The organism is Asticcacaulis excentricus CB 48 (assembly GCF_000175215.2).
Taxonomy (GTDB): Bacteria; Pseudomonadota; Alphaproteobacteria; order Caulobacterales; family Caulobacteraceae; genus Asticcacaulis; species Asticcacaulis excentricus.
This window is the reverse complement of record NC_014816.1, coordinates 818,617-833,620: the sequence shown is the minus strand read 5'-3', so window position 1 is coordinate 833,620 and position 15,004 is coordinate 818,617. Positions and strand designations below refer to the sequence as shown.

The 15,004-nt window shown below is 60.5% G+C and carries 14 protein-coding genes and 1 tRNA gene; 8 read left to right on the top strand and 7 right to left on the bottom strand.

All coding sequences use genetic code 11. The features are described 5' to 3' along the window. Positions 1–47 precede the first annotated feature (47 nt). Together ASTEX_RS03890 and ASTEX_RS03885 are read left to right on the top strand one after the other, a co-directional pair. Positions 48–734: a glutathione S-transferase family protein gene (locus ASTEX_RS03890; protein WP_013478305.1), complete on the top strand. Its 687-nt coding sequence runs from the start codon at positions 48–50 to the stop codon at positions 732–734. A 428-nt stretch (positions 735–1,162) separates the two neighbouring features. Then, positions 1,163–2,530: an alpha/beta hydrolase family protein gene (locus ASTEX_RS03885; RefSeq protein ID WP_013478304.1), complete on the top strand. Its 1,368-nt coding sequence runs from the start codon at positions 1,163–1,165 to the stop codon at positions 2,528–2,530. Here ASTEX_RS03885 and ASTEX_RS03880 read toward each other — a convergent pair. The 6 genes from ASTEX_RS03880 to ASTEX_RS03860 form a co-directional block, all read right to left on the bottom strand. Beyond that, entirely contained in the window at positions 2,511–2,933 is a 423-nt protein-coding gene (locus ASTEX_RS03880) for a metallopeptidase family protein (RefSeq protein WP_013478303.1), read from the bottom strand. The two genes, ASTEX_RS03885 and ASTEX_RS03880, sit on opposite strands and share 20 nt — an antisense overlap. Beyond that, the gene (locus ASTEX_RS19785) at positions 2,930–3,136 is read right to left on the bottom strand and encodes a hypothetical protein (RefSeq protein ID WP_144004601.1); all 207 of its coding nucleotides are present in this window, start codon (positions 3,134–3,136) and stop codon (positions 2,930–2,932) included. The genes ASTEX_RS03880 and ASTEX_RS19785 overlap by 4 nt, the downstream gene beginning before the upstream one ends. A 638-nt stretch (positions 3,137–3,774) precedes the next feature. Next, positions 3,775–4,593, bottom strand: a complete 819-nt coding sequence (locus ASTEX_RS03875; protein WP_013478302.1) for an enoyl-ACP reductase FabI — start codon at positions 4,591–4,593, stop codon at positions 3,775–3,777. Between the two features lie 51 nt (positions 4,594–4,644). Continuing rightward, entirely contained in the window at positions 4,645–5,868 is a 1,224-nt protein-coding gene (gene fabB, locus ASTEX_RS03870; RefSeq protein WP_013478301.1) for a beta-ketoacyl-ACP synthase I, read from the bottom strand. Between the two features lie 34 nt (positions 5,869–5,902). Continuing rightward, positions 5,903–6,421: a 3-hydroxyacyl-[acyl-carrier-protein] dehydratase FabA gene (gene fabA, locus ASTEX_RS03865; RefSeq protein WP_013478300.1), complete on the bottom strand. Its 519-nt coding sequence runs from the start codon at positions 6,419–6,421 to the stop codon at positions 5,903–5,905. Positions 6,422–6,567: 146 nt separating this feature from the next. Next, the gene (locus ASTEX_RS03860) at positions 6,568–7,236 is read right to left on the bottom strand and encodes an SH3 domain-containing protein (RefSeq protein WP_013478299.1); all 669 of its coding nucleotides are present in this window, start codon (positions 7,234–7,236) and stop codon (positions 6,568–6,570) included. A gap of 102 nt (positions 7,237–7,338) precedes the next feature. On the opposite strand from ASTEX_RS03860, the gene ASTEX_RS03855 reads away from it, so the two are divergent. The 6 genes from ASTEX_RS03855 to ASTEX_RS03830 all read left to right on the top strand — a co-directional run bounded on the left by ASTEX_RS03855 (position 7,339) and on the right by ASTEX_RS03830 (position 14,521). Continuing rightward, positions 7,339–8,322 (top strand): 2-hydroxyacid dehydrogenase, encoded by a 984-nt coding sequence (locus ASTEX_RS03855; RefSeq protein ID WP_013478298.1) that lies wholly within the window; start codon positions 7,339–7,341, stop codon positions 8,320–8,322. A gap of 174 nt (positions 8,323–8,496) precedes the next feature. Then, a tRNA-Gly gene (locus tag ASTEX_RS03850) sits at positions 8,497–8,571 on the top strand. A 144-nt stretch (positions 8,572–8,715) separates the two neighbouring features. After that, entirely contained in the window at positions 8,716–9,558 is an 843-nt protein-coding gene (locus ASTEX_RS03845; RefSeq protein ID WP_013478297.1) for a hypothetical protein, read from the top strand. 115 nt (positions 9,559–9,673) lie between these two features. Beyond that, the gene (locus tag ASTEX_RS03840) at positions 9,674–12,331 is read left to right on the top strand and encodes a PAS domain-containing protein (protein WP_013478296.1); all 2,658 of its coding nucleotides are present in this window, start codon (positions 9,674–9,676) and stop codon (positions 12,329–12,331) included. Positions 12,332–12,392: 61 nt separating this feature from the next. Next, positions 12,393–13,805, top strand: a complete 1,413-nt coding sequence (gene rimK, locus ASTEX_RS03835) for a 30S ribosomal protein S6--L-glutamate ligase (protein WP_013478295.1) — start codon at positions 12,393–12,395, stop codon at positions 13,803–13,805. A gap of 110 nt (positions 13,806–13,915) precedes the next feature. Further along, the gene (locus ASTEX_RS03830) at positions 13,916–14,521 is read left to right on the top strand and encodes a Smr/MutS family protein (RefSeq protein WP_013478294.1); all 606 of its coding nucleotides are present in this window, start codon (positions 13,916–13,918) and stop codon (positions 14,519–14,521) included. Here the strand turns inward: ASTEX_RS03830 and ASTEX_RS03825 are convergent. Continuing rightward, positions 14,518–14,985, bottom strand: a complete 468-nt coding sequence (locus ASTEX_RS03825; RefSeq protein ID WP_013478293.1) for a hypothetical protein — start codon at positions 14,983–14,985, stop codon at positions 14,518–14,520. The genes ASTEX_RS03830 and ASTEX_RS03825 overlap by 4 nt on opposite strands. Between the last annotated feature and the right edge of the window lie 19 nt (positions 14,986–15,004).

Below are 15,004 nucleotides of genomic sequence, written 5' to 3'. Positions count from 1 at the left end.
GGTCTGGGCGTGCACGGCCATACTCTCCCTATTAAAGGAGGTGTCGCATGTACGATCTTTATATCGCCAACAAAAACTATTCCTCGTGGTCGTTGCGCCCGTGGGTATTGTTGAAAACGCTGAATATTCCCTTCACCGAGCACCTGCATTATTTCTCGACCCCCATAGGTGAGAATGTGCAGTTTAAAGCCTTTTCGCCGTCATCGCTGGTGCCCGCTCTGCATGATCAGGGCCTGACTATCTGGGACTCACTGGCCATAGCGGAGTATGTTTATGAGGCGGACCCGAGGGTGTGGCCCGCAAATCGTGAGGCGCGCGCCTTTGCCCGTTCGGCAGCGGCGGAGATGCACTCCGGCTTTTCCGTCTTGCGCAACATCTGCACCATGACCTGCGGCTTGCGGGTGAAACTGCACACGATCAGCCCGGCGCTTCAGCGAAATATCGACCGTCTGGATGCGCTATTTAGCGAAGGCCTGAGCCGCTTTGGCGGGCCGTTTCTGGCGGGGGATACCTTCACGGCAGTGGATGCCTTCTACTGCCCCGTGGCCTTCCGTGTGCAGACCTATAGCTTGACGCTTAACCCACCCGCGCAGGCCTATATCGAGCGCCTGCTGTCCCTGCCCGCCATGCAGGACTGGTACGCGGCGGCACTGGCCGAAACGGTGCGCGAACCGGAGCACGAGGCCGAGGTGACGGAGGCGGGCGTCATTGAGGCCGACTATCGCGCGGTTTAAAATAAGTTCGGCGGGAGGCTATCCGGACCTCCCGCCGCGGCAGGAAACCTGCCGTTACACGCCGCAGCAAAAACGACGCATAAGGCGCATCACGGTTTGGGCAAAACCGCGGAGTCCTGAGAAATAGAGTGGAGTATAGATTTCGGACGGAGTGGTTCCGCGCGCAATGGGCGCTGGCTGGACGCGGCTGTCAGAAGACGACGCAGGCGCGATAAACGGGTCGGGGGTACGCATACTGAAGACGCCTGACTAAACGATACATACGGCATGCCTTAATTAGAATACCGTCGAGGCCAGAATAATATTGTTCTCTTAATGTGCGATTAATGCGCGGAAAGGTTGAGAGATTGAGCAAGCCTTTCGGCTAAGGATTGACAGCCATTTTTATTTTGTTATTTTGCTAATTAACAAAATAAAGAGACAGTCCGATGACAGGATTTAGGGCACTTTGCGCAGCGGGGCTGCTGCTGACCACGACAGTCCAGGCCGAAGAGGCTGCGGGGGTCTGGCGCGGCAAGCTGATGGGACAACTGACCGTCATAGTACGTATCGAAAAGGACGGCGATACCTATAAAGGGACGTTGCAAAGCCCGGATCAGTCCAAAGCGCTGCTGCCGCTCGATACGGTCAGCGCCACCGCAGACACGCTGAGTTTTGACCTCAAGCGTATCAATGGCCACTATGAGGGCCACTGGGACGAAACGCAAAAGGCATGGGTCGGCACCTGGTCGCAGGGCCAGTCCCTGCCGCTAAGCTTGACCCGCATCCGCGAAAGCGACCTGACCGTCAGTCACCGTCCGCAGGTGGAAGCCGCCGAGGCCGCGCTGACGCAATATCACGTCGAAAGCGTACAAATCGCAACGCCGACGCCGGGCGTCACCTTGGCTGGCACATACAGCGCCCCAAACGGGAGCGGCCCCTTCCCCGCCGTGGTGCTGATCGCCGGCTCGGGCCCGAATACGCGCGATGAAACAGTCGCTGGTCACAAGATTTTTCTGGTGCTGGCCGACGTCCTCAACCGCGCGGGTATCGCTGTGCTGCGCTACGACAAGCGCGGCATTGGCGGCTCGACCGGTGCCTATGCGCAGGCGACCACTGCCGACTTCGCCGATGACGCTCGGGCAGCTGCCCAGTGGCTGAGCGCACGCAAAAACGTAAAGACAGTCGGTCTGATCGGTCATTCCGAAGGCGGGATCATTGCCCCTCTCGTTGCCAACAGGACGCCGCAGGTGCAGTTTGTCGTGCTGCTGGCCGGTAGTGCCGTGCGCGGCGATCGTGTGCTGCTCAGCCAGCAAGCTCTGATCGGCCGCGCCAATGGCATGGATGAAACGGCTTTAGCCCACGCGCAGGCCACCAACCGCAAAATATATGACGCCATTATCGCCGACCCTGAGCACGCCGAAGCCAAGGTACGGGCCATAGTCGCCGCTGAATGGTCCGCCGCAACGCCAGCCGACCCGGCGGTGATCGACGGAATTGTCAAGCCGGTCACCTCGCCGTGGATGGCCTGGTTCATTCGTTACGACCCGCAGGCCGAACTGAAAAAGCTAAAACCACCGGTTCTGGCGCTTACGGGCGAAAAGGACCTTCAGGTAGTCGCCCGTGACAATCTACCCCTCATGAAAGCCGCCCTGGCGGGCAACCGCGACGCCACCGTCCGCGAACTGCCGGGTCTGAATCATCTGTTCCAGACAGCAAGGACCGGTGCGCCGTCCGAGTACGGCGATATAGAGGAAACGTTCGCGCCCTCTGCGCTGAAAATAGTGACCGATTGGGTCAGTGAACGGACGCGGTAGAACTCTTTTTCAGTTCGTCCTCCAGCCATTCCATATCGTCATCACTAAGGCCGAAATGATGCCCGGCTTCGTGGATCAGGATATGCGCGACCAGATCGCTCAGCGGCACGCCGGTTTCGGCCCACTCATCGAGGATTGGACGGCGGAACAGGTGGATCATCGGAGGCAGGTCCCCAGTGAATGTCTCGGTTTCCGCCGGGCGGCCCGTATAGAGGCCGGTTAGCTCAAACGGGTCTTCGATGCCCAGATCCGCCAGCAGGTCTTCAGCGGGGAAGTCCTCGACGATCAGTACCACGTTGCGGAGGTAACCGGCAAAGGGCTCCGGCAGCTTGCTCAGCGTGTCTCTGGCCACGGTTTCGATGTCGCCCAGCGACGGTGGGGGTCCAAAGGCGGTCTGGCTCATTCGGCGGCCGGGCGATCAACAGCGTTTTTACGATAGACCTCGACTGGCTTTTCACCGTCCCGGACAACCCAGTATTGCCCAAGCCGCCGCTTGCGCTCCAGGGCTTCGGACCCAGCTTCATGGAGCACCGTCAGAGTCTCATTGGCTTTCCGTAAATCAGCCGTAGCAGACTCAGGGTTCGGATTGATCACCCTTTTCAACACTGTGACGCCCTATGCTACAACTCGAACAGTTCGGCCTCTATAACTGTACACCATTGCTCGTGTTGGGTGAACACAAGTTTCGGGCCGCCATTAAGGTTGAGATAACCGCAACGCAGATTAACCCGGTAAAATTAAAGATCCAGAATATTACGTAAGCTGCGAGGAACACGCCGCTCAATATCTCACTGAGGAATATTGTGACCGCCATGTTCGACTCGCTCAGCAGCGCGCCTCTTTGACATCTCGACAGACGGCAGGGCCAGATAGGGGAGTCATCCGTCACTTCCGCATGGCGCAAGCGATCAACCCCGCTTGAGGTGGCTCTTGCCTGAAAGAGTGGTTTCAAAGGCGAAATCTTCGCCCAATGCAATCTGCGCCTCAACCTTATTCAGGAATAGACGCCCAGCTTTTCATGCCTGACTTTCGGGATCGACAGGAGACAGTCCCTGCGCAATCATATCCGCATCAAGGAATGGCATGACTCCCTGCCGTCGCAGATTGCTCAACGCAAAGGTGGTTTACCCTGCACCGTTCGGTCCGGCGACGATCAGGTATCTGGGCATAGACAGAGCTTTAAACGCAAACGCCGCCGGGACAAGTCGTCCCGACGGCGCAGCGATAACGGCTTTTGACCGCGATTAAATCTCTACGTCTTCCGGCAGACCGACCACATGGAAGCCCGCATCGACGTGCACCACTTCGCCGGTGGTAGACAGACCAAGGTCGGAGGCCAGCCACAAAGCCGCCCCGGCGACGCCTTCCATCGAGGTTTCTTCCTTCAGCAGCGAGAACTGACCCGACTTGGCGTGCAGCGAACGGCCACCGGAGATACCGGCCAGGCTGAGGGTACGCATGGCGCCCGCAGAAATAGCGTTAACGCGGATCTTCTTTGGGCCGAGGTCGCGGGCGATATAGCGCGTCGAGGCCTCAAGCGCCGCCTTAGCCACGCCCATGGTGTTGTAGTTCGGAATGACGCGCTCAGAACCCAGATAGCTCAGCGTCACCAGGGACCCGCCGTTCGGCATCAGCTCAGCCGCGCGACGCGACACATCAACGAAGGAGAAAGCTGAGACATTCATGGCCAGCAGGAAGCCCTCGCGGGTGGTGTTTTCAACGAAAGAGCCTTGCAGCTCGTTCTTGTTGGCGAAGGCCACCGAGTGGATCACAAAGTCGATCTCACCGTAAATCTCTTTCAGCTTGGCAAAGGCCGCGTCCATCGATGCGTCATCGGTGACATCGCATTCGATCAGGTGCTTAACGCCAATAGACTCAGCCAGCGGACCGACGCGGCGCAGCAGGCTTTCGCCCATATAGGAGAAGGCCATATCCGCGCCCTGCGCTGCCAATTGCGAGGCGATGCCCCAGGCGATGGACTTGTCATTGGCAACGCCCATGACCAGGCCCTTCTTGCCCTTCATCAGCTCGCCCTTGGGGAATTTCCAGCCATCTTCAGCCATATGTTTAATCCTATAAATACACCCTCCCCGCTTCACAGGGAGGGGTGTCAATTACAAATCCGCCTGCGACAGGATGATCGAACCGTTGGTGCCACCGAAGCCGAACGAGTTCGACATCACAGTTTCCAGCGCGCCGTCGCGGCGCTCCCTCAGGATCGGCATACCGTCAAAGGCCGGGTCCAGTTCCTCGATATGCGCGCTCTTGGCCGCAAAACCGTGCTGCATCATCAGCAGGCAGTAGATCACTTCCTGTGCCCCGGCCGCGCCCAGCGAATGGCCGGTCAGCGACTTGGTCGAGGAGATCAGCGGGGACGCTTCGCCAAAGACGTTGCGCACCGCGCCCATTTCGCGCTCATCACCCACCGGCGTCGAGGTGCCATGTGGATTTAGATAGTCGATCTTGCGGCCACCGGCCTGACGCAGGGCCTCACGCATACAGCGCTCCGCCCCCTCACCCGACGGAGCCACCATGTCGTAACCGTCCGAATTGGCGCAGTAACCGACGATTTCGGCCAGAATATTGGCCCCGCGTGCCTTGGCCCGCTCATAGTCTTCGAGCACGACGGCGCCCGCGCCCCCCGCAATGACGAAGCCGTCACGGTTCTTGTCATAAGCGCGCGAGGCAACCGACGGCGTGTCGTTAAAATTCGACGACATGGCGCCCATGGCATCGAACAGATTGGACAGGGTCCAGTCCAGTTCTTCGGTGCCGCCGGCGAACATCACGTCCTGACGGCCCAGCATGATCTGTTCCGCGGCCGCACCGATGCAGTGCACCGAAGTAGCGCAGGCCGAAGAGATCGAATAGTTGATGCCGCGAATCTTGAACCAGGTGGCCAGCACCGCTGACGGGCCCGACGACATGGCCTTAGGGACCGCGAATGGCCCGATGCGCTTAGGCGACTTCTTTTCGCGCGATGTATCGGCGGCTTCGACGATGGTACGGGTCGAAGGGCCGCCCGCGCCGAAGATGATGCCCGTGCGTTCGTTGGAAATGTCGTGCTCTTCCAAGCCCGCTGACTTAATGGCTTGCTCTAGCGAGACGTGACCATAGGCAAGACCGTCCGACAGGAAGCGCGCCGCGCGGCGATCGACCAGGGGCGTCCAGTCGCCGATGGTCGGTTTGGCGTGCACCTGGCACTTGAAGCCCAGCTCCGCATATTCCGGCGCGGCGACAATGCCCGATTTGGCGTCACGCAGCGAGGCCGCAACCTCGTCTGCGCCCGTGCCGATGGATGAGACGATACCGAGACCGGTGATAACAACTCTACGCATAGTTCGCTTCCCTGTAGTCGAAGGGGGCTTTTGATCAGACCAGATCCTTGGCGTCGAACAGGCCGACGCGCAGGCCGGACGCCGAATAGATCGGCTTGTCATCGGCCAGCACCACGCCTTCGCCGATGCCCATGATCAGCTTGCCCGTCATGACCCGCTTCATATCTATCTTATAGGTCACCTTTTTGACGGCCGGCGTGACCTGACCGGTAAACTTGACGTCGCCGACGCCCAAAGCGCGACCGCGGCCCGGATTGCCCGACCAGCCGAGGAAAAAGCCGACCAGCTGCCACATGGCGTCAAGGCCCAGGCAACCCGGCATGACCGGGTCACCGATAAAGTGGCAGGCGAAGAACCACAGGTCAGGGTTGATGTCGAGTTCGGCCTCGATATAGCCCTTGTTGAAGGCCCCGCCGTCTTGGGTAATCTGGGTAATACGATCCATCATCAGCATTGGCGGTGCCGGCAGCTGGGCATTGCCCGGGCCGTACATTTCCCCGCGCGAACAGGCCAAAAGGGCTTCATAATCGAAAGACGAAGGACGGTCGCTCATTGGGGCTCCGGATAGAATCTCACACACATAGGGCGGTTATGTTGGCGCTTAATGGCGCGTTCGTAACAGGCTGTAAAGATGCGTTACACGCATAGAGGCCGCGGCTCAATGGCTTTTGTTGTGAAATTTTGGCCCGCGAGGGGGCGTTAACGCACGCCCTGAGGCGTCCCCAGCCGCGTAAAGGGGTCCGGGCGTTTACACGCCGCGCCTTCCTGCGCTCCCCACAGTCGGTCCTGCGGTGCCCAGCCATCGACATTGCCGACCGAGACCTTGCAATAGCCCTTCCTGCACTTATCGAGCGCCGCCAGAGAGCGGGGATTGAGGCGCGCCTTGACCTTGGCCGTGGGCTTGGCAGCGCTCAGAAGGTCGATCTTCTGCGTGCCCATCGACACAACGCTACGCTGCGATTTCAGCATCGAGCGGCTGACCCAGGCGATGCCGCCGTCCGGATCACAGATCATGCGCCATTCGCGGGTTTCGGAAATGATCTGCACCGGCAGATTTTTCTGGCGATAGGTCCACAAGACCTTGTTTTCCTTGGTCGGGCCGGAGCGGGCATAGACCTCGTTGGAGCGCAGTGAAGCCCAGCGCGGCACGGGCTGTTTTGATGGCGTGTTAAACGACTCTTCCTCAGCAGACCCGGCCTGCGCGGCGGGCGCAACGCCACTGCAAACCATCCCCAGCGACAGGGCCAAAACAGCCGCCCTCGCCCAGCCCGACTTGACGCGGGGGCACGGCCTATGGTGTGGTGATTTCACTGAAAAAAACAGGCTGAACTGGGTCGGCATCGGCAAAAGCAGACGGTTAAGGGGCATGGAAAGGTCTTCGACACTGGGCTTGCAATGCTTCAGATTTGGTTAACCAGACCCTAAAAAACAGTCCTGAACAAAAATGCCGTCAAAGGGTCAACGCATACCATGAACAAGAAATTGAAAGTCGTTATGACCGTGAAGCTGCCCGACGGGGTGGAAACGCGGTTCCGCGAACTGTTCAACACCACACTCTGGCTCACCAAGGACCCGATGCCGCGCGAGAAGATGATCGAGGCGGCGCAGACCGCCGAAGTCCTCGTTTCTTCGATCAATGACCGAATCGACGCGGACTTTATCGACGCCTGCGGCGAACAGCTCAAGATGATCGCCAATTTCGGGGTCGGCTATGACCATATTGACGTCGCCAAAGCCGTGGAAAAGGGCATTATCGTCACCAATACGCCGGGCGTGCTGACCGAAGACACGGCCGAAATGACCATGGGCCTGATCATTGCCGTGGCGCGCCGTTTCGTCGAGGGCGCCGAAACCGTGCAGCGGGGTGAATTTTCCGCCTGGTCGCCGACCTTCATGATGGGCCGCCGCATCTATGGCAAGCGGCTGGGGATTGTCGGCATGGGCCGTATTGGTCAAGCGCTGGCGCGTCGCGCGCGCGCCTTCGGGATGCAGGTGCACTATCATAACCGCAAACCGGTTTCGCAGCGCATTTCGGATGAGCTTGAGGCCACCTACTGGGACGATCTGGACCAGATGCTATCGCGCATGGACGTGGTGTCGATTAATGCGCCTGGCGGCCCCAACACCTTTCACCTGCTCGATGCCGAACGGCTGGCCAAACTCCAGCCGCACGCCATCCTCGTCAACACGGCGCGCGGGCAGATCGTCGATGAAGAGGCACTGGCGCACCTGCTGCGCGGCAACAAGATCGCCGGCGTCGGCCTTGACGTCTATGAGCGCCTGCCCGGCATCAATCCAGAACTGTTTGGCCTGCCCAATGCGGTACTGCTACCGCATATGGCCTCTTCGACAATCGAAGCGCGCACCGATATGGGTGACCGGGTGATCCTCAACATCAAGACGCTTCAGGACGGCCACCGCCCGCCGGACAGAGTCATTCCGGCGATGTTATAGTTACTCGTGCGGGGGGAGAGGACTGGGCTGAGGGGTATGAAATGGCAAGGCCCCTGAAAATACGTCGAAAAAAGTTTTTCACAGGTTTCCGAAAAATGCCCCTTGCAAAGGCCGCGGGCTTTTGTCTATAAGGCGCACCTCTTCGGCGGACACGCCGGTGGATAACAGAAACGAGCGGGTGTAGCTCAGCGGTAGAGCGCCACCTTGCCAAGGTGGATGTCGAGAGTTCGATCCTCTTCACCCGCTCCAATCTGTATACAAAGCACAAAAGGCCGGATCGTTGATCCGGCCTTTTGTGCTTTGTTACCCCCATCCCTTCACCGCTTATCCTCAGCCGTCGGATTGACAGTGTCTGTTATTCGAAGAAGACTAGTGAGGTATTAGGGGCCTCTCATGACATCGGCAAAGACACGTCAGCTTCCGTTCGCTATCGCGTTTGCAATCTTGTCATTTCTGACTGTAGCGCTGGGGGCACTGACCCTGCAACAGGCGGGGCTTAGCGCAGGGCTTTGGCTGCGTAACCCGGTGGCGTGGCTTGTTGGCGGGGGGCTCTTTCTGGGCCTGAGCCGCGTTGTACGTCCGTCAGTGGCGCTTGTCTGGCCCGCCCTTATTCTTCTGGGCCTCTGTTTTGTCTTTCCCGGACAAGACGGCGTTCACCGCTGGCTGGCCCTAGGCCCTGTTCAGCTCAATGCCGCCGCTCTGATCCTGCCTCTGGTGCTCACCGCCACGCGAACGGAGAGGCCGTCGTCGATGTGGCTGATCGGTCTGGGCCTGATCACCGCGTGTCTGGCGTGGCAGCCCGACCGTTCGCAACTCCTGGCCTTTAGCGTCGCCGCGCTGGTCCTGATCGCGCAGACTTATAGCGCGCGCGCGCTGCTGTGGGCCACGCCTGTGGCGGCACTGGCCCTAGCCCTGTGTCTATGGCGGCCCGACCCTCTGATGCCCGTGGCGCATGTCGAAGGGGCCATACACATGGCCGCCGCACAGTCACCACTTCTCACCGCCGCCTTGAGTGGCGCTTTGGCCCTCACGGCCCTAAGCCCTCTGTGGCTTTGGCCTGACGAAAGCCGCCGCCCGCAGGCCATCGCGCTGAGCCTCTATTTTGCCCTGAGCGCCGTGGCGTGGCTGTACGGAGCCTATCCCGTGCCGCTGGCGGGATATGGCCTCGGCTTTGTTCTCGGCTGGTGGCTGGGAGTTGCCGGACTTTTTGCCAGGTCCCCCGCCCAATCCACTTAAGTCCGCTTGCGCCATCCCTTAAAACGGGTACGTTTGTTGCAGCCGCTAAGTCCGGTAAAGACCGTCTTGGGCGCATTGTGTGCCGAAACGGGACAGGTGGGAGTTTGTGCGCGCGATGCTTCTGGAAAGCGAAGCCGATCTGATCGTGGTTCTGGGGGTTCTGGCGGCGTTGCTGCTGGGTGCGGCCATCGTCGCGGGCCTGATTGCCATCATCAAAACCTCACAGGTGCGCCAGTTTCAGGACCTGCTGTTTAAGGCCGAGCGCAAGATTGATCAGCTTGAGCGGCGCATGTTCAATGTGCTCAACGCCGTGCCGGTAGCGTTGGTCGAAACCGATGCCACGGGTAAATTCATCTTCGCCAACAAGACGGCGCATCAGCTTCTGGGCCGAAAGGATAACGAGCTGATCGGGCTGCGGTTTCACTCCGCCACCTGGGGCATCACCTATCCTGACGGACGTGTCATTCCGCCCGACCTGCTTCCGATTGCACGCACTCTGCGCGGTCAGACGGTAAAGGGCTTTCAGCACCTAATCGTCAATCACGGCAGCCGCACCAAGGTGCTGGTCTCCGTCACCTCCATGCCAATCATAAACACCAATGGCGAGGTAATCGGCTCAACCACGGCGCTCGTCGAGATCGAAACGCAAACCGGCGAAGGCGTGGGCGATATTTCTGGCGTATGGCGCGGCCACTGGTTTACCGCAGCACCTGTGCCATTCTGGGGACTGGATCAGAACGGAACGGTGCTCGACCTCAATCCGCGCGTCAGCAGCCTGCTCGACACGCCGCGCGATCAGGCGATGAACGCCAACTGGGCCAAGGTGTTTGTCGCAGACGCCGATTTCCAGAAGGCCGTCGATTTCCTCGCGGACCTGGCGCCCGAAGATCAGGCGGGGCGTACGGCCTCCATTAACCTGTCGCTGAAAGACGTGCGCGGCCAGGCGCATCCGGTCATCCTCACAGCCTGGATCGTGCATACGCAAGACGGCGAGGCGCAGGGCATTACGGTCGCCGCCATCCCGACCACCCAAACCCTGACGGTCAGCGAGACCCCGGCTTTGCCCGCGCCCCTGTCCCCCGCCCTGTCCGACGAGACGCAGCAGGCGCTCGAAGACTTGCAAAAGGCCGAACTGGCGCGTGCCGCTCTTGGTGTGGGCGTGTGGTCCTACGACCCGGTGTCAGACTCGATTGTCGAAGACGAAGGCATGCGCCGCCTGATCGGCCGCGAATTTGACGGAGGCCCGACGCGCATCACCGCCGAAGACCAGTTGCGCGCCGATGAAGTGTTCGGCGACCTGATGTCGGGGCAAAGCGATACGCTGGATCTCGACCTAACCATTCCGCAGGCCGATGGGACGCTGCGTCACGTCACACTCAAAGGACAGGCGCAGATGGTCGAGGGCCGCCGCGAACTGTTCGGCGTAGCCATTGATGTGACGCGCGCCAAATCAAACGCGGCCGCCGTGCCCCCTGCTCCCCTGCCCATCCCTGAGCCTGTGGTCATCGAAGACACGGCAAAAATTGCGGCGCTGGAAGCCGATCTTGCGGCGCTCGACACGGCCCGCACAGAGGCCGAAGCCGAACGCGACGCCCTGCGTGCCGAACTGGAAGCCCTCAAAGACGCGGCGGCCACGTCTGAAACCGCGGAATCCGGCGAAAATCCGGAGCTAGACGCCCTGCGCGCCGAGCTGGAGGCACTGAAAGCCGAACCCAAATCGACCTCGGAAGAGAGCCCGCTGAACGTGGCGCTCGAAGCCTCTCTGGCCGAAATCGAAACGCTCAAGGCGCGCGCCGCTGAGTTGACAGCGCTGGAAAGCGAGCTGGAAACCCTGCGGCAGGACTATGCGACCCTAGCGCAAACCGCCGCCGAAGCGCAGCCCGACACCCGCGACGCCGACATTGTGGCCCTGAAAGCCGAGATCGCCGAGTTGCAGGGTCTCAAGGCGCTGGAAAGCGAACTCAGCGCGCTGAAGGACGAAAAGGCAGAGCTGGAGGCCGAGTTTGCCGCGCTTCAGGCCGCCCCCGTGCCGGAAGCTAAACCGGAGCGCCAACTAACAGACATTGCCGGGGACCTCAGCACGCTACACCGTCAGTGGAAAAGCGATGGCACCCTGATGCGGCTTTCGAACGGCTGGCAGGCCCTAACCGGCTGTGGCGCGCCGGAATTCTTTGGCGAAGGCTGGCTCGACAGCGTACATCCGGACGATCAGGACCGCATCCACGCTGAACTGGCCGTGCATCTGGCGCAAAAGACGGCGGGCGAGCTGTCCTATCGCGTCCAAACGCCGAGCGGCTTTGCCCCAGTGCTGGAGCGCCTGAGCCCGGTGATGACTGACGGACAGTTCGAGGGGCTTTTGGGGGTCGCGTTTGACCTGTCGGCACACCTGCCGCCGCCACTACCGCCCGTCGTCGAAGCCGGTCCGGACCGGCTGGAATTCCTGACGTTGAAAGCGCGCACCGGACAGCTTGAACTAGAGATCGCGCAGCTTCAACTCGCCAAGCTGGAATTGGAGCGTCAGGCCGAGCATCTGGATACGGCTCTGGCCCTGTCGCAACGCTATGAGACGGTTGGGCGTCTGGCCGGTGATGTGGCCGCCGACTTCTCGCAGATGCTGAATGTGATGAACGCCGCGCTCGACATGATCGGGCGTCAGGCCGACAGTCCCGACCTGCGCCGCCTGTCCGAAGCCGCTCTGGCGGCCGGCAAGCGCGGTGAGCGCCTGACGCGTCAACTGCTGGCCTTTACCACCGAGGCCAAAGAAAAAGCATAACACAAAACCGTCGCAAAAACGGCCTATGGGCGGGGGGCTCAACCGTTACGCAGGATCGTTTATGACCGACAGCGCGCCGCTTACCTTTGGCTGGGAAGAATGGGTCGGCCTGCCCGATCTGGCCCTGCCAGCCATCAGGGCCAAGGTTGATACCGGGGCGCGCACCTCGGCCCTGCACGCGGTGGATATCGAGGTGTTTGGCACACCGGAACGCCCGCGCGTGCGCTTTGTCGTCAATCCGGTGCCGGGCCGTTACGATATCGAAGTCGCCTGTTCCGCCGACCTCAAGGATCAGCGCGAAATCACTTCGTCCAATGGCGAGACGGAGTGGCGCTACATCATCGAAACCCACATTGCGATCAAAGGTGTCAACCATCCGATCGAAGTGTCGCTAACCAACCGCGCCAACATGGCCTACCGCATGCTGATCGGGCGTCAAGCGCTTGAAAGCCTTGGCGCGTTAGTCGATCCGACGGCGGGCCAACGCCTGCCGGTCCTGTCTTACGACGTCTACAGCCGTGCCGACGCACCGAAGGCCGTAAAGCGTCCCTTACGTCTGGCCGTACTGACACAGGATGCGGGCAACTATTCGATCCGAGCTCTGATCAAGGCGGCGCAAAACCGCGATCACGTCATCGAGGCTATCGAAACCTCACGCTGCTATATGAATATCAATGTGACGCGCCCCGAAGTGCATTACGACGGCAAGCCGTTGCCGCAGTTCGACGCCATCATCCCGCGCATCGGCGTGCCGATGACTAGCTATGGTCTGGCCGTGGTGCGGCAGTTTGAAACGACCGGCGCCTATTGCCTCAACCGATCTTCGGCCATCTCCGCTTCGCGCGACAAGCTGCACGCGCTGCAGGTGCTGGCGCGCAAGGGCATCCCCATGCCAGTGACAGCCTTTGCCAAATCGCCCAAGGACACCGACTTTGTGGTGCAACTGGTGGGCGGCGCGCCACTGGTCATCAAGCTGACCAAGGGGGCGCAGGGGCGCGGCGTCGTGCTGGCCGAGACGCATCTCGCCGCCGCCTCGGTCATTTCCGCCTTTCGCGATCTGGATGCCGAACTGCTGACTCAGGAATTTATCCGCGAGGCCGACGGCGAAGACCTGCGCTGCCTCGTCATCGGTTCAAAGGTCGTGGCGGCCATGAAACGCAAAGCCAAGATCGGCGATTTTCGCGCCAACCTGCATCAGGGCGGCAAGGCTTTGTCGGTCGAAATCTCACCGGAAGAGGCCGATATTGCGGTAAAGTCGGCGCGCGCTCTGGGCCTTCAGGTGGCAGGCGTTGACATTCTCCGCTCGAATTCCGGTCCCAAGGTGCTGGAGGTCAATTCCTCACCCGGCCTTCAGGGGATCGAAAAGGCCTCCGGCGTTGACGTGGCCGACCTGATCATCCGCCATGTCGAGAGCAAGCTTCGCCCGGTTCAGCACCTGCCGAAGCAGAACCCGCGCGCTAAACGCCGGGATTGATGCTCACCTCTATATATCCCCGCTGGCGGGGGCGAACCGCGAGGAAAACGAACGGGGGTGCGTTGGAAACACTCTTTCCCCCTGCCCCACTCCATGCCATTTAAAGCCTTATGAAGCGCTTTGGCCTAAAGGACGAAGATCTGAAACTGTGGCATCTGGTGACAGCCACGGTGCGTCCGCACGCGCTCAAGAAAAAGAAGCCCGCACCGGTCAAACCGCCCTTCGCCCAGCCGGAGATCGAGACCGTCACCATCAAGGGCCTGCCCGAAGGTCAGAACACGCTTTCCGCGCCGCGTATCGAGCGCCCCCTTCCACTGGTGCCGTTCAAAATCGGTGAGGCCGTGCGCCCGCAGAGTGGCTTCCGCCTTAGCGAGGCGACCACTTTCGCCCCTGACCCCATCGAGCCCAAGCGCAAGCGCCGCATCAGCCGCGAACGCGACCCCATCGAAGCGCGCCTTGACTTGCACGGCCTGAACCAGATTCAGGCCGAACAGCGCCTTAAGGCCTTTGTGCAGCAGGCCTGGGCCAATGACTATCGCGCGGTTCTGGTCATTACGGGCAAGGGTATGGCCGAAAACGGCATATTGAAGCGCAACGCACCGGAATGGCTGTCCGATCCGGCGCTGGCGCATATAGTGGCAGGGATCTCTCAGGCCCACGCCCGCCACGGCGGCTCCGGCGCGCTCTATGTGGCGCTGAAACGGCGTCAGGGCTAACTGCGTTCCGAGCCACAATATTCGGCTTCGAGACCCTGATAGGACGACTCGTCGGGCATCTCCGTTTCCGGGTACAGCTTTTTCTTGGACGCCATATAACGGCGATCTTTTTCAATTGCCTTGCGCAAGGTCTTACAGGCCGCCTCGTCTTCTCCCCTGTCGCGGTAAGCCTGTGCTTTTAGAAAGGTATCGCGGGTAGAGCTTTGGAGATCAGCAAGGTGCGAATACAGGCTGCGTCCATTATGTCCTCCACTTCTCTGACCAAACCCCATGGCCTGCTGATAATTTGGACTTCCCGTCTGTGTATCAACGGGAGGAGGCGAAATTCTGTCGTTGCGCATGTCATCGGCTCTGAGTATTTGCCCCCTATGAGACGGTCCCTGTAGATTTTGAGCCAGCGTCGGCACCGTCATAATGGTGCCCATAGCGATCACGATCGCGCCGGTGAATAGCCTGAAACCCATGTCTCTCCCCGCTGTGTGT

What these genes read in the sequence shown, in the direction of transcription:
- ASTEX_RS03845 (WP_013478297.1), top strand. Translation starts at nt 8,716, where the DNA reads ATGACATCGGCAAAGACACGTCAGCTTCCGTTCGCTATCGCGTTTGCA.
- ASTEX_RS03885 (WP_013478304.1), top strand. Translation starts at nt 1,163, where the DNA reads ATGACAGGATTTAGGGCACTTTGCGCAGCGGGGCTGCTGCTGACCACG.
- ASTEX_RS03855 (WP_013478298.1), top strand. Translation starts at nt 7,339, where the DNA reads ATGAACAAGAAATTGAAAGTCGTTATGACCGTGAAGCTGCCCGACGGG.
- ASTEX_RS03875 (WP_013478302.1), bottom strand. Translation starts at nt 4,593, where the DNA reads ATGGCTGAAGATGGCTGGAAATTCCCCAAGGGCGAGCTGATGAAGGGC.
- ASTEX_RS03830 (WP_013478294.1), top strand. Translation starts at nt 13,916, where the DNA reads ATGAAGCGCTTTGGCCTAAAGGACGAAGATCTGAAACTGTGGCATCTG.
- ASTEX_RS03825 (WP_013478293.1), bottom strand. Translation starts at nt 14,985, where the DNA reads ATGGGTTTCAGGCTATTCACCGGCGCGATCGTGATCGCTATGGGCACC.
- ASTEX_RS03840 (WP_013478296.1), top strand. Translation starts at nt 9,674, where the DNA reads ATGCTTCTGGAAAGCGAAGCCGATCTGATCGTGGTTCTGGGGGTTCTG.
- fabA (WP_013478300.1), bottom strand. Translation starts at nt 6,421, where the DNA reads ATGAGCGACCGTCCTTCGTCTTTCGATTATGAAGCCCTTTTGGCCTGT.
- ASTEX_RS03860 (WP_013478299.1), bottom strand. Translation starts at nt 7,236, where the DNA reads ATGCCCCTTAACCGTCTGCTTTTGCCGATGCCGACCCAGTTCAGCCTG.
- rimK (WP_013478295.1), top strand. Translation starts at nt 12,393, where the DNA reads ATGACCGACAGCGCGCCGCTTACCTTTGGCTGGGAAGAATGGGTCGGC.
- ASTEX_RS03890 (WP_013478305.1), top strand. Translation starts at nt 48, where the DNA reads ATGTACGATCTTTATATCGCCAACAAAAACTATTCCTCGTGGTCGTTG.
- fabB (WP_013478301.1), bottom strand. Translation starts at nt 5,868, where the DNA reads ATGCGTAGAGTTGTTATCACCGGTCTCGGTATCGTCTCATCCATCGGC.
- ASTEX_RS03880 (WP_013478303.1), bottom strand. Translation starts at nt 2,933, where the DNA reads ATGAGCCAGACCGCCTTTGGACCCCCACCGTCGCTGGGCGACATCGAA.